We start from the raw sequence: 24631 nt of genomic DNA, 5'->3' as shown, positions 1-24631 counted from the left end.
GTGGCGTACTTCGTCGTGACGTTCGGCCGCGGCCCCCGGTGGTCGCCCGACTGTCCGCGGCGCGCCCGAGACGGGTGGGACGAGCATGCCGCGTTCATGGACGGTCTGGTGCGCCGCGGCGTCGTGCTCCTGGGCGGCCCGCTCGGTGACGACGTCGACGAGGGCCCCGCACTCGTGCTGGTAGCCGCCGACGACGCGCAGGCCGCGGCTTCGGCGTTCAGGGGCGACCCGTGGCATGGCACTGTGCTCGTGACCGAGCGTGTGACCCGCTGGACCCTGTGGCTGGGAGAGCCGCCGGCACCCGCTTAGCCCGAACCGATGTCAGCGAGTCATCCCCGGGTCGCCTTGGCCCGGCGCAGCCAGCCGTCGATCCACCACGCGAGCTCCACGAGCACGATCCCGGCGCCCGCGCAGGCCAGCGCCGTCCATGTGTGCCCCCAGTTCGAGGGGTCGAGCTCGAACAGCGTTCGCGTGAGCGGCAGCGCGAACATCGCGAACGATGCCGCCATCATGACGACCACGAGCACGACCTTCCACCACGCGTACGGGCGGGCAACGATCGCGAGCACCCACAGCGCGATGGCGATGAGGGTGATGAGCGCGGAGGTGCTGGCCTGCACTTGGGTGGTGCCACCGCCGGCCACCGAGGGCTGCACGAGGAGGTAGCTCGTGAACGATGCCACAGCGATCACGATCCCCGCGGGGATCGCCATCCGCATGACGCGCCCCACGAAGCCCGGCCGGGCACGGTCGTGGTTCGGTGCGAGCGAGAGGATGAAGGCAGGCAGGCCGATCGTGAACCAGCCCGTGATCGTCACGTGCCGCGGGAGGAACGGATACGGCAGGGCCTCGAATCCGATGAGCCCCGGCACACCCACCATGAGCGCGAGCAGCACCGAGTACACGGTCTTGGTGAGGAACAGGTTCGCTACCCGCTCGATGTTCCCGATTACCCGGCGGCCCTCTCCGACCACGTGGGGAAGCGTCGAGAACTTGTTGTCGAGCAGCACGATCTGCGCGACCGCGCGGGCTGCCGGGCTGCCGGCGCCCATCGCGACCCCGATGTCCGCGTCCTTGAGTGCGAGGACGTCATTGACGCCGTCACCCGTCATGGCCACGGTGTGCCCGCGCGACTGCAGTGCCCGGACCATGCCCCGCTTCTGAGCGGGACTCACACGCCCGAACACTGTCCGCTCCTCGAGCGCGGCGGCCAGCTGCTCTTCGTCCTCGGGCAGCCCGCGCGCGTCGACGGGGGAGCCCGCACCCGGCAGGGCGAGCTGGTCCGCCACGGCTCCGACCGAGGCCGCGTTGTCTCCCGAGATGACCTTGACCGTGACCTTCTGCGCCTCGAAGAAGTCAAGGGTGGGACGCACGTCGTCGCGCACCTTCTGATCGAGGACCACGAGCGCTGTGGGCTCCATGTGAGGCACGACGACGCCCGCCCGGCTTGCGCTTGGGGGCTCGCTGGCCGGAATGGCGGACGCGGGGAGCTCCTCCGCGCGGGCCAGGAGGAGAACCCGCAGGCCGTGGGCGCCGACTTCCTCGGCCTCGTGCCGTGCCGGCGAGCCCTCGGGCAGGAGCACGTCCGGCGCCCCGAGGATCCACGCGCCATGCTCGGCGAACCGCACACCGCCGTACTTGCGTGCCGAGGAGAAGGGGAGCGTCTCCTCGACGGTCCAGCCGGGGGATTCCGGGTATGCGGCGAGGACGGCCTGCATGCTCGCGTTGGGTCGCTTGTCGGCGGCGGCCAGAGCTGCGAGGGCCAGAGATGGGAGTGCTTCTGCGGGGAGGGACGCGGGTCCGAGGCCCGACGGCACGGGGTGCGCGGCGCCGTCGTGCGTCGTCTCTCGGGAGGGCGCGCCAACGGCGAGCTCGCGCACCTCGGCCAGCTCCATCGCGTTCTCGGTGAGCGTCCCGGTCTTGTCCGCGCACACTACGTCTACCCGGGCGAGGCCCTCGATCGCAGGGAGCTCGTTCACGAGGCAATTGCGCCGGCCGAGCCGCACCACGCCGACGGCGAACGCGATCGTCGTCATGAGGATGAGGCCCTCGGGGACCATCGGCACGAGGGCCGCGACCATGCCGCGCAGCGCATCGGGGAGCGTCTGGCTGCCCGTGAGTTGGTTGTACACCGAGAGGATGCCCGCGGGGATGAGCAGCCACGTGATGACTGTGAGGATCGTGTTGATGCCGTTGCGCAGCTCCGAGTTCACGAGCGTGAACTTGCTCGCCTCCGCCTCGAGCTGAGCCGCGTACGCCTCGCTGCCCACCTTCGTGGCGCGGTAGAGGCCAGTGCCCGAGGAGACGTAGGAGCCGGAGAGGACTGGGCTGCCGGGGGTCTTCGGGATCGGGTCCGCCTCCCCGGTGAGCAGGGATTCGTCGAGCTCGAGGCCTTCCGCGGAGAGGACCTCGCCGTCCACGACTGCCTGATCGCCGGGGCCGAGTTCTATGACGTCGTCGAGTACGATCCCATGCGGCGGGATCGCGGCCGTGCGGCCGTCGCGGCGCACCTGCGGGTGCGCCTGGCTGACGATCGCGAGCTTGTCCAAGGTGCGCTTCGCGCGCAGCTCCTGGACGATGCCCACGATGCTGTTGGCCACGATGAGGCCCGCGAAGAGCCCGTCCAGATAGTGGCCGGTCGAGAAGATGATGACGGCAAGAACCGCGAAGATCGCGTTGATCCGGGTGAAGACGTTCGCCCGCACGATCTCCGACGTGCTGCGGCTCGCGCGCGGCGGGACGTCGTTGGTCCTGCCATCCGCGACCCGCTGGGCCACCTCCTCGGCCGTCAGCCCCCGCGCAGGCGCTTCTCCTCCCGCCGACGGAGCGGTGCTGGTCCCCACGTCACCCATGCGTCAACACTAGTCGGCGCCTTGCATTCAAGCCCGCGCTGGAGCCTCCCAGCATTCGATCCACAGCGGGCCCGCCGCCGTCTCGGCCCGTGAGACGGCGTCGAGCTCGCCGTCGGGGCCGATCGCGTACGAGGTGACATGGTCCGAGCGCTCGCCGCACGCGAGCAGCCAGCGCCCCGAGGGGTCGACGGCGATGCCGCGCGGCTGGGACTCGGTGTCAGTGCGCCGCAGGTACGTCAGAAGGCCGTCGGTGCCCACGGCGAAGGCGGCGATGGTGCTCGTTGAGCGCTCGGTGGCGAACAGGAAGCGTCCGTCCGGGGTGAGGCGCAGATCAGCGCACCACACGACGCCGGGACCCGGATCCGGGGTGCTCGGGGACCTGACCGGGCCGGGCGTGAGCCCCAGGCCCTCGACCGACGAGACTCGCTGCAGTTCCTCGAGGCTGCCCGTCGCGGCGTCCCGTGAGTACACGGCAACCTCGCCGGAGAGCTCGTGCAGCGCGTACACGCGCGTACCGTCCGCGCTGTGGCGGAGATGCCGGGGTCCCGACCCCTGGGCCGAGGCGATGGACCCGGCCGCGTGTACGACGGCGCCGTGACCGGCCGCTTCTTCGGCACCACCCGGCGTCTGGGATCCGATCGGGAACCAGGAGATGCGGTCAGAGCCGAGCGACGCCGTATAGACGAAGCGCCCGTCGGCGCTCGGGACGGCACTGTGCGTGTTGGGGCCGGACCGATATTCGGTGAACCGCCGGCCCGTCGAGGCCCTGGGGACTGGGTAGCTCACCATCAGGCCTTCATGGTAGGAGGCGCTGAAGATGGTGCGGCGGTCCGGCCCGAGCGCGATGAAGCATGTGCTCGCCGGGACCTCCTCGGCGGGGCCGCTCCTCGCGGCACCGGACTCCGGGTCCAAGCCGAGGGCGACCGTGCGGTGCGGTTCCCCCCGATTCCCGTTGACGCCGGCGAACAGCGTCCCCGCCGGATCGAGCGCCATCGTCGAGACATGCTGGAGGCCGTCAGTGCGGGAGAGATGCTCGAGCGCGCCGGTCGCGGGATTGAGGGCGAGCGTGTCGACGGCGCCGTCCCCTGCGCAGGCGACGAAGACGAAGGTCTGGACCATGGGTCACTCCTCTGGGTTGGGCTCGGCGTTGGATACGGTGCCGTCGAGCCAGCCGGCCGCGCGGAACAGGCGCTCGTAGATTGCCCGGATCACCGGTTGCTTGCGCTGGTTGTAGTCCATGACGCGCTGTTCCGTGCTCGCGCCTGCGGCAGCGACTTTGGCGTCCCGGTACTCCGCGAGGCTGGCAGGGTTGGCACGCAGCCAGTCACGGAACATGCGGTGGCGCACTGTCTCGGGACACCCCGGGCCGAACACGTGGAGGTTGACCTGCGGGACATCCTCGGGGCTGTCGCGGACGAAGCAGCGGTGCTCGTGCCACTCCGGCTCGCGGATGCGCAGCCGGTAGCCTGCCCCCTCGAGCAAGGGCACGTAGTCCTGCTCGCTGGCAGAGTCAGCGACCGTGAGGTCGACGTCGATCACTGGCTTGGCGGGCAGACCTGGCACCGACGTGGAGCCCACATGCTCGATCGAGAGCGCCTCGGGGCCTAACGCGGCGCGGATCCCGGCGGCGACGGCCTCGAACTGCTCCGGCCACGCGGCGTCGTACTCCACGATCCGGATCGGGACCGGAGTGGGCGGCGGACCCACCCACGGGCTCGAGCCCGGGAGCGGCTCGGGGTGACGCATGACGGCGGCGCGCCAGCTGGGTTGGTCCACTTCGCCAGACTACCAATCGGGTCGCAGTGCCCTGAAGCCGGATCGTGCAGACCCCAGCAGCGCCCCCGGGCTGTCTCTTCGGCTGTCTATTCGGTGTCCTATTCGGCGTCGTGGTCGGTTTCGAGGACGGTGACGAGGTGGTCGAGGGCCTGGTCGGCGCCGGGTCCGTCGGCGCGGAGGATGACCTGTTGGCCGTATTCGGCGCCGAGGGACATGAGGGAGAGGATGCTGGAGGCGTCCATGGCGTCCTCGGCGGGCTCGCCGGGCTTGGCGATGGTGACTTCGAGGCCTGCCTGTCCGGCGGCTTCGGCGAAGATGGCGGCGGGGCGGGCGTGGAGGCCGACGCGTGAGCCGATGGTCGCGGTGCGTTCTGCCATGGGTTGCTCCTTCTGGTTCCGGGGTGTGGTGCTGGTCGGGGGCCGGGGTGTGGCGGGTGGTTCAGAGGCCGAGTTCGTTCAGGATGGGCAGGTGTGAGCGGGCGCCGGTGCGGGCGGTGTGGGCGTCGGGGGCGGTGAGGGCCGCCTCGGCGAGGGTCTGGGCCTGGTGGAGGGTGATGGTGGCCAGGACGCGGTTGACGGCGGTGAGGGCGCGGGGGGACATGGACAGGGTGGTGACGCCGAGTCCGACCAGGACCGCTGCCAGGGCGGGGTCTGCGGCGGCTTCCCCGCAGACCCCGACGGGCTTGGGGGTGCCGGTGGCGGCGGTGGCGGCGGCGGCGCCGTCGCAGGTGGCCTTGATCAGGTGCAGGACGGCGGGCTGCCAGGGGTCGTTGAGGTGGGCCAGGGGCCCGAGCATGCGGTCCGCGGCCATGGCGTACTGGGTGAGGTCGTTGGTGCCCAGGGACGCGAAGTCCGTGCGGGCCAGGATGTGCCCGGAGGTCAGGGCCGCGGAGGGGACCTCGACCATGACCCCGGCGGTGGGCAGGCCGGCGTCCTTCGCCAGCGCCGTGAAGTGCGCGGCCTCCTCGGTGGTGGCGATCATGGGGGCCATGACCCACACCTCGGCCTCGCTCTGTGCGGCGGCCTGGGCGATCGCGGCGAGCTGGCGGGCCAGGACGCCCGGGCTCGTCCAGTCGGTGCGGTACCCGCGCACGCCGAGGGCGGGGTTGGGCTCCTCGGTGTTGGTCAGGAAGGGCAGGGGCTTGTCCGCGCCGGCGTCCAGGGTGCGGATGACGACCTTCTTCCCGGGGAACTGGGCGAAGACCGCGGTGTAGGCGGCGACCTGCTCGGCGTGGGAGGGCTCGGTGTCCCGGTCCAGGAAGCAGAACTCGGTGCGCAGCAGGCCCACGCCCTCCGCCCCGGCCGCGGCGGCCTTGGCCGCGTCCGCCCCGGTGGCGACGTTGGCCAGCAGGGGCACGGGGTGCCCGTCCGCGAGCCGGTTGGCCCCGGCGAACCCGCCGGCCAGGGCCGCGGCGGCCACCGCCCACGCCGCCGCGGCGTCCCGCTCCGGCTGCCCAGGCCCGGTCTGCACGGTCCCGGCGGCGCCGTCGACGTAGACCTCGGTCCCGTCCGGGATGCCCTCGACCCCGGGCGCGGCCACGACCGCGGGCAGGCCCAGGGACCGGGCCAGGATCGCGGTGTGGGACTGCGGGCCCCCGCCGGAGGTGATCAGGGCGATGACCCTTCCCGGGTCCAGGGTGGCCGTGTCCGCCGGGGCCAGGTCGTGCGCGGCCAGCACGAACGGCTCCACCGATTCCGGGATCCCCGGGGCCGGCAGGCCCCTCAGCTCCGCGACGATCCGGGCCCGGACGTCCAGGACGTCCGCGGCCCGCTCGGCCATGTACCCGCCCAGGGACTTCAGCTTCGCCGCCACCGCCGCCCCGGACTCCCACACGGCCCGCTCCGCCGACCGGCCCCCGCCGTCGGCGCCCGGGTCCAGCAGCTTCACGGCGCCCTTGACCAGCACCGGGTCCGCGGCCATCAGGGCAGTGGCCTCCAGCACGCCCCTCGCGTCCCCCGACGCCGCCGCGGCACGGGCCTTCAACGCACCCTGGACAGCCCTGGACGCCGCCCGGATCCGCTCGCCCTCACCCTCCACCGTCGCACCCGCGCCCAGACCCGACCCCACACCAGGCTCCGACACCGGCGCCGGCATCTGCCGCACCCGCCCCACAACCCGCCTCGGAGTCACACCGACACCGTGAAACTGATCCATAAGAGTCCTTTCGGGGAGGGCCTCCGCAGCCGTGGTGGTTCGGAGTGATTTCGGTTACCTTAGCGCCTATAGCATTGCTATACCAAGCAGAACATGATCCCCGAGCCGAAGTGATACGCATCACTAAGGCTTCTTGTGTAGCAATGCTATATCCGTTACGCTAGCGGCCATGCGTGACGATGTGACGGACCTCGCAGGAGAGGCCCAGGGTCCACCGACCCCGGCTCCCTCCCCGAGGGAGCGCATCCTCCGGGCGGCCCTCGACCTCGTGGCCGATTCCGGCGGAAGCCCCGTCTCGACTCGGCAGATCACCGAGCGAGCGGGCGTGACGGCACCCACGCTGTACCACCACTTCGGCGACAAGGACGGCCTCATGGGGGCCGTCGTGGCGCGGGGGTTCGAGGAATTCATGGGCCGCGAAGGAAGCATCGAGCGGTCCGAATCGCCGATCCATGACATCAAGGGGCTCTGGGACGTCCACGTTGAATTCGGCGTGACGCACGAGCAGCTCTACGTGCTCATGTTCGGCGCGGGAACAGGGCTGCGGCCCGCCGTCGTCGTGGAAGCCGAGCGGCTCCTCGAGAGGGAGCTCAGCCGCCTCGCCGTCGCAGGACAGCTCGCCGTTCCACCCGGCGAGGCAGCGAGGGCCGTCCTCGCGTCCAACATCGGAGTGACCCTCATGCTCATCGCCGAGAGCTCCGAGACCCCTGCTGCGGCGGAGGCACGCGTCAAGGCCCTCGTCGCCTCGCCCCTATCGACTCAGACCCGTAACGCGGTGCTGCGTTCGGTACTCATAGACCCCAGCATCGTCGATACACCTCACGCCGGAGCGTCGGCCGGAGGGGACGGGCAGCCGAGCTACGTGGCCGCCGCCATCGCCCTCAACGCGACACTCCAGTCCTCGCATCCGGACCAGCTGTCCGGGACCGAGATGAAGCTCTTCCTGGAATGGCTCCACCGGCTCTCGACGACGCCCGCCGCCGCGCCGGACCGGCCGCTCGATCCAGAACAGACGGGCTGACCTTTCCATCCCCGCAGCCGCGTGCTGCGTCCTGAAACGAAAGCAGGATCTCCATGTCGACCACAGCAGCGCCGTCGCGCCTGCACACGGCCCGCGCCGGGGTGCAGAGATTCGGTACCTTCCTCTCAGGCATGATCATGCCGAACATCGGCGCGTTCATCGCCTGGGGCCTCATTACCGCCCTCTTCATCGAGAAGGGCTACATCCCGATCGGAGCCCTCGGCGGGTTCGGGAAGGATGCGGCCGGCGTGCCCTATGTCGGGCTCGTCGGGCCGATGATCACCTACCTCCTTCCCCTGCTCATCGCCTACACGGGCGGCAAGGCCGTCTACGACGTCCGCGGCGGCGTCGTCGGGGCCATCGGGACCATGGGCGTCATCATCGGCGCGGGGATTCCTATGTTCATCGGCGCGATGATCATGGGTCCCCTCGGCGGCTGGACCATGAAGAAGCTCGACGCCATCTGGACGCACAAGATCAGGCCCGGCTTCGAGATGCTCATCAACAACTTCTCGGCCGGCATCTGGGGCGCGCTGCTCGCGCTCGTGGGCTTCTACGCGATCAGCCCGGTCGTCGTGTACCTGACGGAAAGGGCGAGTGACGGGGTCCACTTCCTCGTCGACAGCAATCTCCTGCCGCTTACCTCGATCCTCATCGAGCCGGCCAAGGTCCTGTTCCTCAACAACGCCATCAACCACGGCGTCCTTACGCCGCTCGGTATTCAGCAGTCCCTCGACTCGGGCAAGTCCATCCTGTTCCTCCTCGAGGCGAATCCCGGCCCGGGCCTCGGCGTCCTGCTCGCCTACTCCTTCTTCGGCAAGGGGGCCGCGAAGGCGTCCGCGCCTGGCGCCGCGATCATCCACTTCCTCGGCGGGATCCACGAGATCTACTTCCCGTACGTGCTCATGAAGCCGATCCTCATCCTCGCCACGATCGGGGGCGGCATGACGGGCATCGCTACCCTCGCGATCACCCAGTCCGGTCTCGTGGCGCCTGCTGCTCCGGGCTCGATACTCGCGGTCCTGGCCCAGACGGCGAGGGGTAGCTACTTCGGCGTGATCCTTTCGGTGCTTCTCGCCTGCACCGTTTCATTCGTCATCGCCTCGGTCATCCTGCGCACGTCCAAGGACAAGGGCGAGGGCGACCTTGCCGCCGCCACGACGCAGATGGAGGGCATGAAGGGCAAGAAGTCCATGGCCTCGAGCCTGCTTGTCGGCGGTGGGACGGCGGGCGGCGTTGCACTCGCCACCGACATCAAGAACATCGTGTTCGCGTGCGATGCCGGCATGGGCTCCTCCGCGATGGGGGCCTCGGTGCTCCGCAACAAGATCAAGGCCGCCGGCCATGGCGATGTGAAGGTCACGAATGCCGCCATCGCGAACCTCACCGACACGTACGATCTGGTCGTGGTCCACCAGGACCTCGCCCTGCGCGCCGGGCAGAAGACGCCGAGCGCCCAACTCGTGACGGTCGACAACTTCATGGGCAGCCCGAAGTACGACGAGATCGTCGCGCTGCTGGACGAGCAGGCCGCCAACGGGTACGGCGAAGCGCCGACGGCCGGTGACGTCGCGCCGTCGCCCGCAGCCGACGCCGTGACCGCGCCCGCCGCGGGTACCACGCGCCCGGCACAGGTGCTGCGGCGTGAGTCGGTCGTCCTGGCCGGCGCCGCGGGTGACATGTCCGGTGCCATCGACGAGGCGGGAAGGCTCCTGAAGGATGCCGGCGCAGTCGACGACGCCTACATCGCGTCGATGCACGAGCGCGAGCGGTCCGTCTCGACCTATATGGGCAACTTCCTCGCCATCCCGCACGGCACGAACGAGGCCAAGGACCACATCCAGTCCTCGGCCGTCACGTTCGCCCGGTACGCGCAGCCGATCGACTGGAACGGCAAGCCGGTGAAGTTCGTCGTGGGGATCGCGGGCAAGGGCAAGGAGCACCTCGGCATCCTGGCCAAGATCGCGAAGGTCTTCGGCGACAAGGAGCAGGTGGCGCAGCTCGAATCCGCCGCGACGGTCGACGAGATCCTCGACATCCTCGGGAAGGTCAACGCATGAGTGAGGTTTCCGGGGCGTCCAGGACGGCCGTACACTTCGGGGCCGGCAACATCGGCCGCGGCTTCGTGGGGCTGCTCCTGCACAACGCCGGCTACCGACTCGTGTTCGCAGACGTCGCGGCCCCGCTCATCGACGCGATCAACGCGACGCCGTCGTACACCGTGCACGAGGTGGGCGAGGGCGGCGTCGACCATGTCGTGGACGGCTACGTGGGCGTGAACTCGGCCACGAACGAGGCCGAGCTCGTTGACCGGATTGCTGATGCGGACATCGTGACCACGGCCGTGGGGCCCAACATCCTCAAGTTCGTGGCCCCGGCCATCGCGCGCGGCATCGCCGCCCGTCCGGCGGCCGCCGGCCCGCTCGCGGTCATGGCGTGCGAGAACGCGATCAACGCGACGGACATCCTCGAGGCCTCGGTGCGCGCCGCGGCCTCGGAGGAGGGGCTCGACGACGACGCCGTGGACGCGCGCGCCGTCTTCGCCAACACTGCGGTGGACCGGATCGTGCCCGCCCAGGCTCCGGGGCAAGGCATCGACGTCCGGGTCGAGCCATACTTCGAGTGGGCGATCGAGCAGGGACCGTTCGGGGACGATGCCCCCGAGATCCCCGGCGTCACGTGGGTCGACTCACTCGGGCCGTACATCGAGCGCAAGCTCTTCACCGTCAACACGGGACACGCGTCGTCGGCCTACTTCGGGAGGCGTGCTGGCGCGGAGAAGATCTCCGACGCGCTCGCGCTGCCCGAGGTCCATGCCAAGGTCGAGGCGGTCCTGGCCGAGACGAAGGCCCTCCTCGTCGCAAAGTACGGATTTGCCCCAGAGCAGCAGCAGGCATACGTCGAGAAGATCCTCGGCCGCTTCGCGAACCCTGAACTGCCGGACACCGTGGAGCGCGTGGGCCGTGCGCCCTTGCGCAAGCTTTCGCGGCACGAGCGGTTCGTGGGTCCCGCCGCGGAACTGGCCGAGCGCGGGATGCCCGCCGATGCGCTGCTCGAGGCGATGGGGGCGGCCCTCGCCTTCGATGTGCCCGACGACGAGGAAGCCATGCGCCTTCAGGCGATGCTCGGCGGGGATTCGACGGATGCCGCACTGGCTGAGGAGCTCACGGGACTTGCCCCCGGTCACCCGCTGCACGACGCGGTCGTCACGGTCGTCAAGGAGGCACGCGCCGCGCAGCCCGTCTGACCGCGCCCCTGGGCTTCGCTTCCGTTGCGGGGTCACCTCTCGCGGATGCGGGGTCACCTCTCGTGTGAGAGGTGACCCCGCATCGTTGGGTGGTGACCCCGCATCGGTTCGGCGGGGGTGTCACGCCACCAGCTGCAAGGGGGCAGAAGAAAACCTGCATCGCGTCATTGAGATGCAGGTCACGTTTTCGACTATAGGTGCGACCGCGTGAGATGCCAAGACGACGGCAACGTTTGCCGTAACTGAGTCGACGGTCTCTACGCGAGCCCCTAGGTCCATGACGTCTGGGGCCGGGGCACGGCGGCGCCGTCGGCCTCGGTGTCGACACGCTCGTCGAAGAAGGCGACACGGCCGTGGATCTGAGCCATTTCGGGGAACCCGGGGAGGCCAGGCGCGCCGGCGCCATAGCTCCAGGCCAAAGGTCTGCCGTCTCCGAGGCCCGGGGCCGACCAGTACACGGCCACGCCTTTGTACGGGCAGATGGTGCGCAGCGAGTCCGGCTCGAGGCGGTCCCAGACGACGTCCTCGGGGCGGAAGTACGTTCGCGGCGGCAGCCGGCCCTCGAAGAGCCGCACGGTTTCGGACGACTCCGCGAGCACCACGCCGTCGAGCGTGACGCGCATCCGTACCCCGGTCGCACGCATGTCGATCCGGCTGAACGGGTCCCTCGGATGCCCGATCACCGGCTCGTCCTCCTCGAACCATGTGAAGGCGTCTGTATCGAAGGCGACATAGCCGGCCAGATCCGGGTCGGCCAGACGGAAGGCCGCGTCCGGCAGGCGGGCGCCGTCTGTGCCGCCAACGACGACCGTGAGCGGCTCGCCGTCGGCGGTGTGCGGCGAGAAGGGGTAGGGCGAGCTCGCCGGCCCCGGAAGATGCGGGGCCGGACCGGACTCCGCGCCGAGTGGCTCCAGGCGCGCGACGACGTCGTCCTCGGGTACCGCGTGGACCGGCAGGTACCGCTCGGGTTCCCAGAGGACGACGGCGCGCCGCGAGTCGAGCACGGGAGCGTCGCCGAATCGCGCGCGCAGGCGCTTCGGGGTGGGCTCGTACCTCAGCTGCGGCCCGAGGCGCTTGAGTTCATGGGAAATCCTGACGGCCATAGGGCCAGCCTGTGCCTGCGCGCGGAAGGTAGCAAGCCCCGCCCACAATGCACAACCGCCCCTGAGGGGCATGACAGCCGGTCGAAACCAGCGGTCATGCCCGCCAGGGGCGGTTGTACGTGGCGCTCAGCCGGCCAGAGGCTGGCGACGGGCCGGGCTAGCTGCAGGAGCCGCCCTGGCCGAGGTGCAGGCCGTTGTTGCCGGCACAGTAGGCGGGCTGGACCACGGTACCCGTCGTCGGGTCGAGGATCAGGCCGTCGTGGCGGGGCTGTGCGTTGAAGTTGAACATGTTCCCCAGCGAGCCGGCGATCGAGTCGAACGAACCGTCGCCGAGGCGGCCGAGGCCCCAGTTGTCCTCGACGAAGCGCAGGATCGAGGACTGCTGCGTGACCGTGTGGTCGACGAAGTTGCGCTTCGCGAACGGCGAGACCACGAGGAGCGGCTGGCGCGGGCCGGGGCCGCAGCGGTCGGCGTAGCCATTGAGGATTGGCGCGCCTGCCTTCGCGGCATCCATGCACCACGCGGCGTCTTCCTTCGGGTCGTTCGACGCGTTGAGGACCTTCGTCGCGACGTGGTCGTACCAGCCGTCGGAGTCATCGTAGGCGAGGACGATCGCGGTGGAGTCCCAGTTTTGCGACTTCTGGATCGCGTTGATCTGCTCGACCACGAACTTCTGCTCGTCGATCGGGTCGGAGTACGCGGCGTGCCCGTCCTGGTAGTTCGGCGCCTTGAGGAACGACACGGCCGGCATGTTGTCCGAGTTGACCACCTTGTCGAACGACGTCAGGTCGTACTGGTGGTTGGCCCGGCCGTTGTGGCCGATCTCGGCGTCGCTCGCCGGGGCGAGGTGGTGGGGGTTCGACGTCGACGCGTAGTACTGGAACGGCTCGTGGTGCGGGTTGTAGTCGATCCGGGAGCCGCCGACGATGTTCGCGTGCGCGGTGGTGCACTGCGCGTAGTCGGTGCCGCCGATCTTCTTGGTGCCGTTCGGCGTGAAGCCGCCCTGGAACCAGCCCCACGAGACGTTCTTATCGTTGAGCAGGTCGCCGACGTTCTTGCCGCTCATCGATGCGAGCGCGAAGGACTTGGCGTGGCTGTTGTCCGAGCAGTCGTCGAAGGCCGGATCCGGGTCCTCGGTCATGGTGCCGACGCCGGCGGCGTTCGGGGACTTGACCGTGTAGGGGTCAGGGGTGGCGGTCGGCTTGCCCGTGAACGCATCGACGCTCGTGACGCCGTGGGTCTGACCAGCCACAAGGTTGAGCGCGCCCGGCGTGGACGGCCCGAACGTGTCGCTGAAGCTGTTGTCGCTCATCGCGAAGTGCTGGGCGTAGTTCCAGAGGCCCGTGACGGTGTTGCCGTCGTAGTAGTCCATGGTGAGGCCGGGCGCGGAGTACATGGGAGCCTTGCACGTGTCCGTGCTCGTGTTCTCGACGAACTTGTTCATGAGGCCGCCGTTGTAGGCCTTCTGCTCGGCGGTGTACTCGTGGTTCTGGTCACACGTCACGGCCTGGGCGGGCGAGAGGCGCGCGGGCTGGACCGAGTTGGGGTTGTTCGGCGCGAGCAGGTTCGCGTTCTCGAGCGTGTTGATGTTCTTGGGCGTGTTGGCGGCGGCCGTGAAGGACGACGCCGCGGTTCCCGTTCCCTGGACCCTCTCACCGGCGGTGTTGGCGGCGTTCGGGTAGGTCGCGAAGTAGTGGTCGAACGAGACGTTCTCCCCGAAGATCACGACGACATGCTTGATGGGTGTGGCTGTAGACGACGCGGCCTGCGCGGGCAGGGCAGCGACGGCCCCTCCAACCGTGGCAGCTGTGAGCGCGAACGCGCTCGTTGCTGCCGCGGCACGGATGCTGAACTTCGACATCGGCGGTGTGCTTTCTCGAGGCGGATGGTGACCCCGAGGGTGCGAGTGTTTACATGAATCCCCGCACTGACCCTAAGGCCATGCGCAGCCCGAGAAGCCCTATTTGCCGATCAATTCAGCCAACGTTCATTTTTCCTGTGAGGAGGCTGTGAGCCTCAGTTGCGCGTGTGCAGACCGTCGAAGAGGACGGTCACGACGTCGTCCGCGAGCCGCTGCGGGGTGAGGGAGCCGCCGGGCCGGTACCACTCGACGATCGAGTTGATCGTGCCGAAGAGGAGGCGAGCGACCGTGCGCGGGTCGATGTCGGTGCGCACCGTCCCCTCGGCGCGCGCCTCGTCGATGAGCCCGGCGACCTTGCGGTCGAACCCGCGCCTGCGCTCGAGGGCCGCCCGCTCCGTCTCGGTGTTCCCGCGCACGCGCAGGAGCAGGGTGACGAAAGGCAGCCTGTCCACCAGCACGCCCACCGTGGAGCGGACCACGAACTCGAGCCGCTCCTCGGCGGTCCCGGACTGCGAGGCGGGCGCCTCCCACACGGACTCGAGACCACCGAGCGCCTGCTCGAGCGCGAGGGAGAGCAGGTCCTCCTTGGAGGGCACGTGGTGGTAGATCGCCGACTTCGAGATGCCCAGGTTCTCGGCGAGGATCCCCATCGAGGTCGCGTCGTAGCCGTGGCGGTTGAAGACCTCGACCGCCACATTCAGCACGGACTGCTGGTCGTAGCCCGGGCGCCCCCGCCGTCCGGACGGCACGTTTCCGGAGGGCGTTGGACCGGACGGCACGCGTCCGTCGGCATCTGTTGTGGTCGTGGGCATGGGGGACAGTCTAGGCGGGTGCCTACGCCTGACTGCGCAGGTCGTAGATGCGGCGGAGCTTGCCGTTCGAGCGCTCGAGCGAGCCGGGCTCCACGACATCGATCACACACGAGGACCCGACGTGGATCTTGATCTGCTGGCGCAGCGTTGCGCCGGCGGCCTGGCGCTGCTCCGGGGTCGTGCCGTCGCGGGGCTCGATCTTGACCGTGAGCGAGTCCATGCGATGCCCCTCGGGGCGCGTGAGGATGAGCTGGAAGTGCGGGCTCAGCTCGGGGATCCGCAGGGCGATCTCTTCGATCTGCGACGGGAACAGGTTCACCCCGCGCAGGATGATCATGTCGTCCGTGCGGCCCGAGATGCGGCCCATGCGGCGGTGGCCCGGACGCGCGGTGCCCGGGAGCAGCGTGGAGAGGTCCTTGGTGCGGTACCGGATGATCGGCAGGGCCTGCTTGGTCAGGGACGTGAAGACAAGCTCGCCCGTCTCGCCGTCGGACATCGTCTTGGCCAGATCGAACGGGTCCACGATCTCCGGGCGGAAGTGGTCCTCCCAGATGTGGGAGCCGTCCTGTGTCTCGACGGACTCGCCGGCCACGCCCGGGCCCATGACCTCGGAGAGGCCGTAGATGTCGGACGCCTTGAGGTCGAACATCTCCTCGAGCTCCGTGCGCATCTCGTTGGTCCACGGCTCGGCGCCGAGCACGGCGTACTTGAGGGAAGTCTTGCGAGGGTCGATGCCCTTGTGCCTCATCGCGTCACCGATGGTGAGGAGGTAGGTGGGCGTGCAGCAGATCGCGTCCGGGGCGAAGTCCTCGATGAGCTGTATCTGCTTCTCGGTCTGGCCGCCGGACATCGGGATGACGGTCGCGCCGAGCTTCTCGATGCCGGAGTGGGCGCCGAGGCCGCCCGTGAAGAGGCCGTAGCCGTACGCGTTGTGGACCTTCATGCCCGGGCGTACGCCCGCGGCGCGGAAGCAGCGGGCCACGATCGAGGCCCAGTTGTCGAGGTCCTGCCGCGTGTAGCCGACCACGGTGGGGCGGCCCGTCGTGCCCGAGGAGGCGTGGATGCGGGTCACCTCGTTCATCGGCACCGCGAACATCCCGAAGGGGTACTCCTCGCGGAGGTCCTCCTTCGTCGTGTAGGGGAACTTGGCGAGGTCGTCGAGCTCCTTGAGGTCCTCGGGGCGCACGCCGGCCGCGTCGAACTTGCGCGTGTAGTGCGGCACGCGTTCGTACGCGTACTTGACGGTCTCCTTCAGGCGGGTCAGCTGGAGGGCCTCGATCTCGTCGCGGCTCATCGTCTCCTCGGCGTCGAGGATGGCGGGGCCGAACGCCGGGGTCACCGAGGACGTCGGGGTCTCAGGGGCGGAAGCGGTCTGGGTCAAGGGGATGCTCACTTCGTTGTCTGGTTCGGATGTGTCTGGTGCTGGCTGGGCGTCTCGCGGACGACGGCGGGTGGGCGCCGTTGCGGGTTCGGTGGGCTAGCGCTGCGATTTCAGTGGGCTAGCGCCTGGGTTTCAGTGGGCTAGCGCCTGGGGATGGTGCGGGAGCGGCCCCGGAACTCGGCGACGAGGCGGCCGGGGGCATCGGCGGTGTGCGCGCTTCCTGCCGGCGAGGCGAAGACCTGCACGTCGTACACGCCGCTGCGGCCAGCCTGGGCGCGCTGGGCGGCGACAGCTGTGATGGTCTCGCCCTCGTGGGCGGGTGCCAGGAAGTTCACGTCCACGCCTGCGGCAACGGTGATGGTGTTGTGGTCCTCGGCGGGGGCGTGCGGGTTGCACGCGAGCGCGAAGGCCGAGTCGGCGATCGCGAAGAGCATCCCCCCGTGGGCGATCCCGAAGCCGTTGAGCATCTCCCGGCGGAGCGTCGCGGAGACGGTCGCTGTGCCGTCGCCCAGTTCCAGGACCTTCAGGCCCATCCACTCCGTCGCGAAGTCGTCGGTGAGGATCGGGTGGGCAAGCGTGTGGGCGGGAGCAACTTCGCTCATAGGTGGCACCTCTCGCAATTCTTTACCGAATGTTCATTAGGTAATCCCATCAGGCCCCGATGTGTCAAGGCGCACACCGTGGCGTGAGACGACTCGCGCGGGCGGTTGCCCGAGAGCGGCACGTTACGCGCGCCGTCGTGCGCAACACCTGAGAGACTGGAGCGAGCAGTCCGGCGGCACCGAGATCACCAGGAGCCCACATGGCACGAGGCATCTATGTCAGCGCGACGACCCCGGGATCCGGCAAGTCGCTGATCGCACTCGGCGTGGCCGAGGCCCTCCACACGCGCACCGGCCGGATCGGGTTCTTCAAGCCCGTCGTGCTGGGCGAGAGTCCGGATGAGGACCCCATGGTCGCGCTCATGCGCTCGCGGTTCCACCTCGCGCCGGACGTGTGCCGCGGCGGCCTCACCGCGCGCGAGGTGCGCCGGCTCCTCGCCGAGGGCCAGCGCGAGGAGATCGACTCCCGCTGCGTCGAGGTGTTCGCCGAGATCGCGACCCACGTGGACATCGTCGTCGTCGAGGGCACTGACCTCACCGGACAGGACTCCGCGGTCGAGTTCGCGCTCAACGCGAGGCTCGCCAACGACCTCGGGTGCCCCGTGATCGCCGTCGTGAGCGGGCGTGACCGCACGCCCGAGGAGATCGCCGACGCCGTCGACGTAGCCCGCAAGGAGCTCTACGCCGCGCACTGCAGCCTGCTCGTCATGATGGTCAACCGCGCGGATCCCGAGCACATCGACCAGATCCATGCGGTCATCCGGCCAGGCCTCTCCCACCGGCCCGTCTACGTCCTGCCCGAGCTCACCGAGATCTCCCGCCCAACGACGGGTGAGGTCTCGGGGGCGCTTCGGCTCCGCCAGATCGCCGGGAGCGCGGACATGGAGCGCGAGGTCAGCGGGGTGAAGGTCGCCGCGATGAGCGTGGCCAACTTCATCGGTGCGCTCGAGAGCGGTGATCTCGTGATCGTGCCGGGGGACAGGGCCGATGTCATGGTGGGAGCACTCGCCTCGACGTTCTCTCCGGAGTTCCCCGTCCCGGCCGCCATGATGCTCACCGGGGGCCTCCCTCCGGACCCGCACGTGCTGCCGCTCCTCGCCCAGGCACCGTTCCCGGTCTTCGTCTATGACGAGGACACGTACCATGCGGCGCGGGGCGTCTCCGAGGTCCGCAGCGAGATCTGGACGGGACACCGCCGCAAGGTCGCCTCCGCGCTCGGCGCCTGGTCCCAGCACGTGGACGACGACGAACTCGTCGAGCGACTCAACCTGCCTCGCCCCGACACGATGACGCCGTTGCGGTTCCTCCATGAGCTGATCGGCCGCGCCCGTGCCCAGCGCAAGCGGATCGTGCTCCCCGAGGGCACGGATGTGCGCATTCTGAGGGCGGCCGAGATCCTCCGGCGCCGCGACGTGTGCGATCTGACCCTCCTCGGGAGCGAGGCCGAGGTCCGCGAGATCGCCGCAGCGAACGGCGTCTCGCTGACCGGGATCGACGTGGTCAACCCGGCACTCTCGCCGCTGCGCGAGCGCTTCGCCGAGGAGTACGCGCGGCTGCGCGCCCACCGCGGCGTGGACCTCGCGAAGGCCCTCGAGGTCATGCTCGACGTGAGCTATTTCGGCACGATGATGGTCCAGCTCGGGATCGTTGACGGAATGGTCTCCGGGGCCGCGCACACGACCGCCCACACCATCCGGCCCGCGCTCGAGTTCGTCAAGACCGTGCCCGGCGTGAAGATCGTCTCGTCGGTGTTCCTCATGCTCCTCGCGGACCGCGTGCTGGTCTACGGCGACTGCGCCGTCAACCCGGACCCGGACGAGGCGCAGCTCGCTGACATCGCACTCGCCTCGGCCGAGACGGCAGCCCAGTTCGGGGTCAAGCCGCGGGTGGCGATGCTCTCCTACTCGACCGGGGGCTCGGGCACCGGCGAGTCGGTCGACAAGGTGCGCCGGGCGACCGAGCTCGTGCGCGAACGGCGGCCGGACCTGGCCGTCGAGGGCCCCATCCAGTACGACGCCGCGGTGGACGCCTCGATCGCTGCCTCCAAGCTCCCGCGTTCCGATGTGGCCGGGCAGGCGACCGTGTTCATCTTCCCGGACCTCAACACGGGCAACAACACCTACAAGGCGGTCCAGCAGTCGGCGGGCGCCGTGGCCGTCGGGCCCGTGCTCCAGGGACTGCGTAAGCCCGTCAACGACCTGTCGCGTGGATGCACGGTCGAGGACATCGTCAACACGGTGGCCATCACCGCGATCCAGGCGCAGCAGATCGCGCAGCAGGACGCGCAGCAGAATACAGTGCAGCCGACCGCTCAGGAGAACTAGGAGCCACGCATGCTCGTCCTCGTCATCAACTCCGGGTCCTCGTCCCTCAAGTACCAGCTGCGGGACGTCGACGCGGCCGAGCCGGAGTCGGCGGTGCTCACCGAGGGCGTCGTCGAGCGGATCGGGTTCGACGGCGGTCCCGCCGACCACGCGCAGGCCCTCAGCGACCTCGACGCCGCGCTCGCCGCCGTGCTCGGCGACCGGCGCATCGATGCGGTCGGGCACCGGGTGGTCCACGGCGGCGAGCGCTTCGCCGAGCCGGTCCTCGTGGACAACGAGATCATCCGGGCGATCGAGCGGCTCAACCCGCTAGCTCCGCTCCACAACCCCGCGAACGTCCTGGGTCTGCGCGCGATCGCCTCGAAGTGGCCGGACATGCCGCAGGTTGCCGTGTTCGACACCGCCTACCACCGCACGCTTCCCGAGCACGCTTGGCGCTACGCGGTGCCGGACTGGCTCTACACCCACCACGGGATCCGCCGCTACGGCTTCCATGGGACCTCGCACCAGTACGTCGCGGGGCGTGCTGCCGCGTTCCTCGGCGTCGCGCCCGAGGAGTTCGACGGCGTCGTGCTCCACCTTGGCAACGGGGTTTCCGCGACCGCCGTGCAGGGCGGAAAGAGTATCGACACGTCGATGGGGTTCACGCCGCTTGAGGGCCTCGTCATGGGCACGCGGTCGGGGGACCTCGATCCGTCGATTCTGGTCTTCCTCGTCCGCCAGGGACACTCCGCGGACGAGATCGACCATCTGCTGAACCGCGAGTCCGGGCTTGCGGCGCTCGCGGGGTCGAACGACATGCGCACCGTCGTCGAGGCCGCGGATGCGGGGGACCGGCACGCGGCGATCGCGCTCGACGTCGCGTCCTACCGGCTCGCGAAGTACATCGGCGGCTACCACGTGGCCGTCGGCGGGGCCGCGGCCATCGTGTTCACCGCCGGGATCGGGGAGAACTCCGCGCCGTTCCGTGCCCGGGTCGCTGCCCGCCTCGGGGCGCTCGGCGTGGTGCTCGACGACGACCTCAACGCCGTGCGATCCAAGGATCCGCGCACGGTCTCGGCCCCTGAATCGGCCATTCCGCTGCTGGTGGTTCCCACCGACGAGGAGCGCGCGATCGCGGAGGCGACGGCCGCCGTCGTGCGTGTCGCGGCGCGCGGCTAGCGTCGGAGGGGAGAGACACAGCCCACACGAGATCTGGGCCACACGGGAGATCTGAAGCACATCGATCGTGCTTACACTGGTCGGCGGCCCGCGCCCGCCGGCGCGGTCGAATCTCCTGAAGGACCACGATGACCCACGAGCATCCCACGACGAGGGACGCAGCAGTCTCCGCTGAGGGTTACAAGAAGACCCTGACCCGACGGCACGTCCAGATGATCGCCATGGGCGGGGCGATCGGTGTCGGGCTCTTCATGGGCGCCGGAGGACGCCTTGCCTCGACCGGGCCAGCGCTCGTGTTCTCCTACGCGATCGCCGGTACCATCGCCTACCTGCTCATGCGCGCGCTGGGCGAGCTCATCATGTACCGGCAGACCTCGGGCTCGTTCGTGAGCTACGCGGGGGAGCTCTTCGGGCCGAAGGGTTCCTACCTGTCTGGGTGGATGTACTTCGTCAACTGGGCGATGACGGGCATCGCCGAGCTCCTCGCGATCGGCCTGTACTTCCAGTACTTCTTCCCCAATGTCCCCGTCGAGGTCACGGCCATCTGCGCCCTCGTGATGCTCGTCGCGGTGAACCTCCTGAGCGTCAAGGCATTCGGAGAGTTCGAGTTCTGGGCGTCCGTGCTCAAGGTCGGCGCGATCTCCCTCTTCCTCATCGCCGGGACCGTCATGGTGGTGCTCAACACCCAGGTCGGCGCGACCCACGCTTCGCCGGCCAACCTCGTCTCGGGCGACGGCGGGATGTTCCCCCACGGGGCCTTCGCCATGATCCTGGTGCTCAATGCCGTGATCTTCGCCTACAACGCGATCGAACTCGTGGGCATCACGGCGGGCGAGATGGAGCATCCGAAGCGCGAGGTTCCGCGGGCCATCCGCGCCGTCGTCCTGCGTATCGTCGTCTTCTACGTCGGCTCTGTCCTGCTCCTCGCGATGCTCCTGCCCTCTGACCAGTACAAGGCCGGAGTGAGCCCGTTCGTGACGGTCTTCGACCAGCTCGGGCTCGGCTGGATCGGATCCGTCATGAACCTCGTGGTCATCACCGCGGCGCTGAGCTCGTCCAACACGGGGCTCTACTCGATCGGGCGGATCTTCCGCACCATGGCGGACAACGGCCATGCGCCGGCGTGGCTCACCCGTATGTCCTCCCGCTACGTGCCCTACGCGGCCGTCCTGGCGATCGGTGCCGTGTACCTCGTGGGCATCGTCCTGAACATCTGGGCCGGCGGCAGCCACGCGTTCGACCTTGCCCTCAACACCGCCTCGATCGGCGTCATCTTCACGTGGGGCTCGATCTTCGCCTCGCAGATCATGCTCCGCAGGAAGAAGGGCGACGCCGCGTCCTCGCTCCCGATGCCGGGCTCGCCCTGGACCAGCTGGCTGGGACTCGCCGCCCTGCTCGCGATCACGGTGCTCATCGGCTTCGACAGCATGACCGACAAGGCCACGGGCGAGGTCTTCCCGATCGGCCTCTACACGATCCTGTGCGTCCCCGTGATCGCCGTGCTCCTGTGGCTCGGCTGGCTCCTTGTGAAGCGCCGCGAGGCTTCGCGGGCTGCTGCGGCGGAGGCGGAGGCGCAGGCGCTTGGAACGCCCGACAATCGCGTCGACGCCAGAGCCTAGCTAACCACCCCCCTTCTCGCCGAGGTCACCCTGTGTGGCGTCGAGGTCACCGGGTGTGGCGTCGAGGTCACCGGGTGTGGCGTCGAGGTCACCGGGTGTGGGGCTGAGGTCACCCCGTGTGGTGTCGAGGTCGGGTCTGCCGGTCCAAGGCGCCACGCCAAAGGGCCAAGTAAGTACCCTTCGGGAGGCTCACCTGTCTTGATGGGAGATCTCTTTTTTGCAGGGCAGTCCGCCAAAGGAGCGCGTGAGGGCGAAACCGGAACTGTGCACCAGCGAGGTTCACGCTCCGCCGAGTTCTGCCTGAAGGCCGGAAGACGGCGCCCCCAGCCCTGGCCGGAGGGGTGACTTCGGCGTTGTGCGGGGTGATCTCGGCGTCGGTGGGGGTGACTTCGGCGTTGTGCGGGGTGATCTCGGCGTCAGGTGGGGTGACTTCGGCGTTGGGTGGGGTGACCTCGGCGCGGGATGCTACGGGAGCAGGTCCCGCGCGCCGAGGGCGTCGGCGATGAATGCGTAGTCCCAGGCCCGGTCCTTCCACGCCTCGTACCGGCCCGAGGCCCCGCCGTGCCCGGCATCCATCTCTGTCTTGAGCAGGATCGGCTGCCCCGAGCTCGTGGCCTCGCGCAGCACCTGGACCCACTTCGCGGGCTCCACGTACAGCACGCGGGTGTCATTGAAGCTCGTCACGGCGGCGACCTTCGGGTACGGGGCGGCGTGGACGTTCTCGTACGGCGTGTAGGACTTCATGTACGAGTACACCTCTGCGTCCTCGATCGGGTTGCCCCACTCCTCCCATTCGAGGGCGGAGAGCGGCAGCTCGGGGTCGAGGATCGTCGTGAGCGCGTCCACGAACGGGACCTGAGCTACGGCGGCGGCGTACTTCTCGGGTGCGAGGTTCAGGACAGCGCCGATGAGCAGCCCGCCCGCCGAGCCGCCCATGCAGGCGATCCTCTTCGGGTCCGCCCACCCCGAGGCCGCGAGCCAGTCCGTGGCCGCGACGAAGTCCGTGAAGGTGTTCCTCTTGTGCAGCTTCTTGCCATCCTCGTACCACCTCCGGCCGAGCTCACCGCCGCCACGGATGTGCGCGACGACGAACACGAGGCCCCGGTCCAGCAGGCTCAGCCGGGAGATCGCGAAGCCGGGGTCCATGCTGACCTCGTACGAGCCATACCCGTAGACGAGCGCGGGGTTCGAGCCGTCCTGCTTCACCGAAGCCCGCCGCAGCACCGAGAGCGGAACCCGGGTGCCGTCGTCGGCCGTCGCCCAGGCGCGCTCGGCGACGTAGTCTGCCGGCCTGTACCCGCCGAGCACGGGCGTCTCCTTGCGCAGGAGCAGCTCGCCGGTGGCCAGAACGTAGTCATAGACCTGTGGGGGAGTGACGTAGGAGGTGAAGCTCAGCCGGACGAGCGGCGCCCCGTATTCGGAGGCGCCTCCGTTCGCCGTGTACAGCTCCTCGCCGAACTCCGGCTCGGAGAAGGTCGGCGTAGTCCCCGCGCCGGCGGCCCGGACGGCATCGGCGAGCGGGGCGAACCGAAGGGTCGGGATCGTGTCCCGGCGCAGCGAGACAATGAGGTGGGTCGCCGTGAGGTCCGCGCCCTCGATCTTCACGGAGTCGTCGTGGGCCACGAGAGCGGTCCACTCCTGCTCGACGAGCGGCTTTGCGAACTCGGCCGGGTCGACGAGGGAGACCATGTTGTTCGGCGCAGCACCCTCGGGCCCTGCGGGCCGGCCATTGTGCATGAGCAGCACCCGGGTACGGCCCTCGTGCTCGAAAGGCTCGGCGGAGTGCAGGATCCGATCGTCGCGACCGAGCAGAAGCTCGAGCTGGGCGTCGGGATCGGTCAGCTTGAGCATGCGTGTCTCGGAGTACTCCGAGTTTCCGATCCCCACGAGGAGCCACCGCCGGTCGGCGGACAGGTCGATCCCAGTCCACTGTGCGACGTCGTCCTCTTGATAGAGCACGGTGTCCTCGTCCACGGGTGTGCCGAGGACGTGCACGCGCACCTGATAGGGCCGCCATGACTCGTCCGCGACCATGTAGAACAGGCGCGAGCCTTCGGGATCGAACTCGAGCCCGTAGAAGACGTTCTCGATGACCTCCGGGAGGTGCTCGCCGGTGCGGAGGTCCTTGACCCGGAGTGTGAAGGTCTCGTCGCCGGAATGGTCCACCGAGTAGGCGTACAGGTTCCCGTCCCGGGTCACGGCGGCGCCGCCAAGGGCGAAGAACGGGTGGCCCTCGGCCTCGGCGTTGCCGTCGAGGAGCACCTGCTCGCCCTCGATCGGGGTGCCGGGCACGACGGCGGGCGGCGTCCATGCCGCCAGATCCTCGCCGGGACCGGCAGGGGAGCCGTGCGCGCCTGACGCATCAGCAGCCTTGACCCTGCAGTAGATCGGGTACTGCTGGCCCTCAACCGTGCGCGAGAAGTACCACCAGCCGTCCCGGCGGGAGGGAACGGAGAGGTCGGTCTCCTGGGTGCGGCCCTTGATCTCCTCGAAGATCGCGTCCCTCAGAGGCTGCTGGTCCGCTGTCACGGCGTCGGTATAGGCATTCTCGGCCGTCAGGTGGGCGGCAACCTCGGGGTTCTCCTTGTCCCGCAGCCACTCGTACTCGTCCACGAACGTGTCTCCGTGGTGCGTGCGTGCTGCGGGGACCTTCTTCGCGACGGGAGCTTCAGCCATGGCCCCACATTAGCGGGCGTCTACGACAGTCCTCGCACGCCG

18 protein-coding genes are annotated in these 24631 nt (G+C 69.3%); 7 read left to right on the top strand and 11 right to left on the bottom strand.

The genetic code is table 11. From position 1 onward, the window contains the following. Window positions 1-309, top strand: coding sequence for a hypothetical protein (locus AB5L97_RS14925; RefSeq protein WP_369045241.1), 309 nt, complete (start codon window positions 1-3; stop codon window positions 307-309). Window positions 310-329: 20 nt separating this feature from the next. On the opposite strand, the gene AB5L97_RS14920 is transcribed toward AB5L97_RS14925, so the two are convergent. The 5 genes from AB5L97_RS14920 to AB5L97_RS14900 form a co-directional block, all read right to left on the bottom strand. Further along, complete coding sequence (locus tag AB5L97_RS14920) at window positions 330-2852, bottom strand: HAD-IC family P-type ATPase (RefSeq protein WP_369045240.1); 2523 nt, start codon at window positions 2850-2852, stop codon at window positions 330-332. A gap of 27 nt (window positions 2853-2879) precedes the next feature. After that, on the bottom strand, window positions 2880-3971 hold the full coding sequence (locus tag AB5L97_RS14915; protein ID WP_307958824.1) for a lactonase family protein: 1092 nt from the start codon (window positions 3969-3971) through the stop codon (window positions 2880-2882). Between the two features lie 3 nt (window positions 3972-3974). Next, window positions 3975-4628, bottom strand: a complete 654-nt coding sequence (locus AB5L97_RS14910) for a GrpB family protein (RefSeq protein WP_369045239.1) — start codon at window positions 4626-4628, stop codon at window positions 3975-3977. Between the two features lie 98 nt (window positions 4629-4726). Then, window positions 4727-5005 carry an HPr family phosphocarrier protein gene (locus AB5L97_RS14905; RefSeq protein WP_369045238.1) on the bottom strand — a complete coding sequence of 93 codons (279 nt, stop codon included), beginning with the start codon at window positions 5003-5005 and terminating at the stop codon, window positions 4727-4729. Window positions 5006-5066: 61 nt separating this feature from the next. Further along, the gene (locus AB5L97_RS14900) at window positions 5067-6782 is read right to left on the bottom strand and encodes a putative PEP-binding protein (protein ID WP_369045237.1); all 1716 of its coding nucleotides are present in this window, start codon (window positions 6780-6782) and stop codon (window positions 5067-5069) included. 169 nt (window positions 6783-6951) lie between these two features. On the opposite strand from AB5L97_RS14900, the gene AB5L97_RS14895 reads away from it, so the two are divergent. The 3 genes from AB5L97_RS14895 to AB5L97_RS14885 are packed head-to-tail and all read left to right on the top strand — an operon-like array spanning window position 6952 to window position 11050. Beyond that, complete coding sequence (locus AB5L97_RS14895; protein WP_369045236.1) at window positions 6952-7803, top strand: TetR/AcrR family transcriptional regulator; 852 nt, start codon at window positions 6952-6954, stop codon at window positions 7801-7803. Window positions 7804-7856: 53 nt separating this feature from the next. Further along, window positions 7857-9863, top strand: coding sequence for a PTS mannitol transporter subunit IICBA (locus AB5L97_RS14890; RefSeq protein WP_307955469.1), 2007 nt, complete (start codon window positions 7857-7859; stop codon window positions 9861-9863). Then, window positions 9860-11050: a mannitol-1-phosphate 5-dehydrogenase gene (locus AB5L97_RS14885; RefSeq protein WP_369045235.1), complete on the top strand. Its 1191-nt coding sequence runs from the start codon at window positions 9860-9862 to the stop codon at window positions 11048-11050. The genes AB5L97_RS14890 and AB5L97_RS14885 overlap by 4 nt, the downstream gene beginning before the upstream one ends. 269 nt (window positions 11051-11319) lie before the next feature. On the opposite strand, the gene AB5L97_RS14880 is transcribed toward AB5L97_RS14885, so the two are convergent. The 5 genes from AB5L97_RS14880 to AB5L97_RS14860 all read right to left on the bottom strand — a co-directional run bounded on the left by AB5L97_RS14880 (window position 11320) and on the right by AB5L97_RS14860 (window position 16809). Next, the gene (locus AB5L97_RS14880) at window positions 11320-12153 is read right to left on the bottom strand and encodes a DUF427 domain-containing protein (RefSeq protein ID WP_369045234.1); all 834 of its coding nucleotides are present in this window, start codon (window positions 12151-12153) and stop codon (window positions 11320-11322) included. A 157-nt stretch (window positions 12154-12310) separates the two neighbouring features. Further along, window positions 12311-14014, bottom strand: coding sequence for a phospholipase C (locus tag AB5L97_RS14875; RefSeq protein WP_369045233.1), 1704 nt, complete (start codon window positions 14012-14014; stop codon window positions 12311-12313). Window positions 14015-14169: 155 nt separating this feature from the next. Then, the gene (locus AB5L97_RS14870; RefSeq protein WP_307955473.1) at window positions 14170-14826 is read right to left on the bottom strand and encodes a TetR/AcrR family transcriptional regulator; all 657 of its coding nucleotides are present in this window, start codon (window positions 14824-14826) and stop codon (window positions 14170-14172) included. A gap of 22 nt (window positions 14827-14848) precedes the next feature. Then, window positions 14849-16120, bottom strand: a complete 1272-nt coding sequence (gene paaK / locus AB5L97_RS14865; RefSeq protein ID WP_307955971.1) for a phenylacetate--CoA ligase PaaK — start codon at window positions 16118-16120, stop codon at window positions 14849-14851. Between the two features lie 227 nt (window positions 16121-16347). Next, window positions 16348-16809, bottom strand: a complete 462-nt coding sequence (locus AB5L97_RS14860) for a hotdog fold thioesterase (RefSeq protein WP_369045231.1) — start codon at window positions 16807-16809, stop codon at window positions 16348-16350. 200 nt (window positions 16810-17009) lie between these two features. Between AB5L97_RS14860 and pta the strand changes: the two genes are divergently transcribed. The 3 genes from pta (at window position 17010) to AB5L97_RS14845 (ending at window position 21913) form a co-directional block, all read left to right on the top strand. Further along, on the top strand, window positions 17010-19133 hold the full coding sequence (pta, locus tag AB5L97_RS14855; RefSeq protein ID WP_369045230.1) for a phosphate acetyltransferase: 2124 nt from the start codon (window positions 17010-17012) through the stop codon (window positions 19131-19133). 9 nt (window positions 19134-19142) lie between these two features. Continuing rightward, on the top strand, window positions 19143-20294 hold the full coding sequence (locus tag AB5L97_RS14850; protein ID WP_369045228.1) for an acetate/propionate family kinase: 1152 nt from the start codon (window positions 19143-19145) through the stop codon (window positions 20292-20294). A 128-nt stretch (window positions 20295-20422) separates the two neighbouring features. Continuing rightward, entirely contained in the window at window positions 20423-21913 is a 1491-nt protein-coding gene (locus AB5L97_RS14845) for an amino acid permease (RefSeq protein ID WP_369045227.1), read from the top strand. Between the two features lie 465 nt (window positions 21914-22378). Here the strand turns inward: AB5L97_RS14845 and AB5L97_RS14840 are convergent, their stop codons facing one another. After that, on the bottom strand, window positions 22379-24589 hold the full coding sequence (locus AB5L97_RS14840; RefSeq protein WP_369045226.1) for a S9 family peptidase: 2211 nt from the start codon (window positions 24587-24589) through the stop codon (window positions 22379-22381). Window positions 24590-24631: the final 42 nt, after the last annotated feature.

Source organism: Sinomonas sp. P10A9 (assembly GCF_041022165.1).
GTDB classification, from domain to species: domain Bacteria; phylum Actinomycetota; class Actinomycetes; order Actinomycetales; family Micrococcaceae; genus Sinomonas; species Sinomonas puerhi.
The sequence above is the reverse complement of the archived record's forward strand: the minus strand, read 5'-3'. Positions and strand labels throughout refer to the sequence as shown.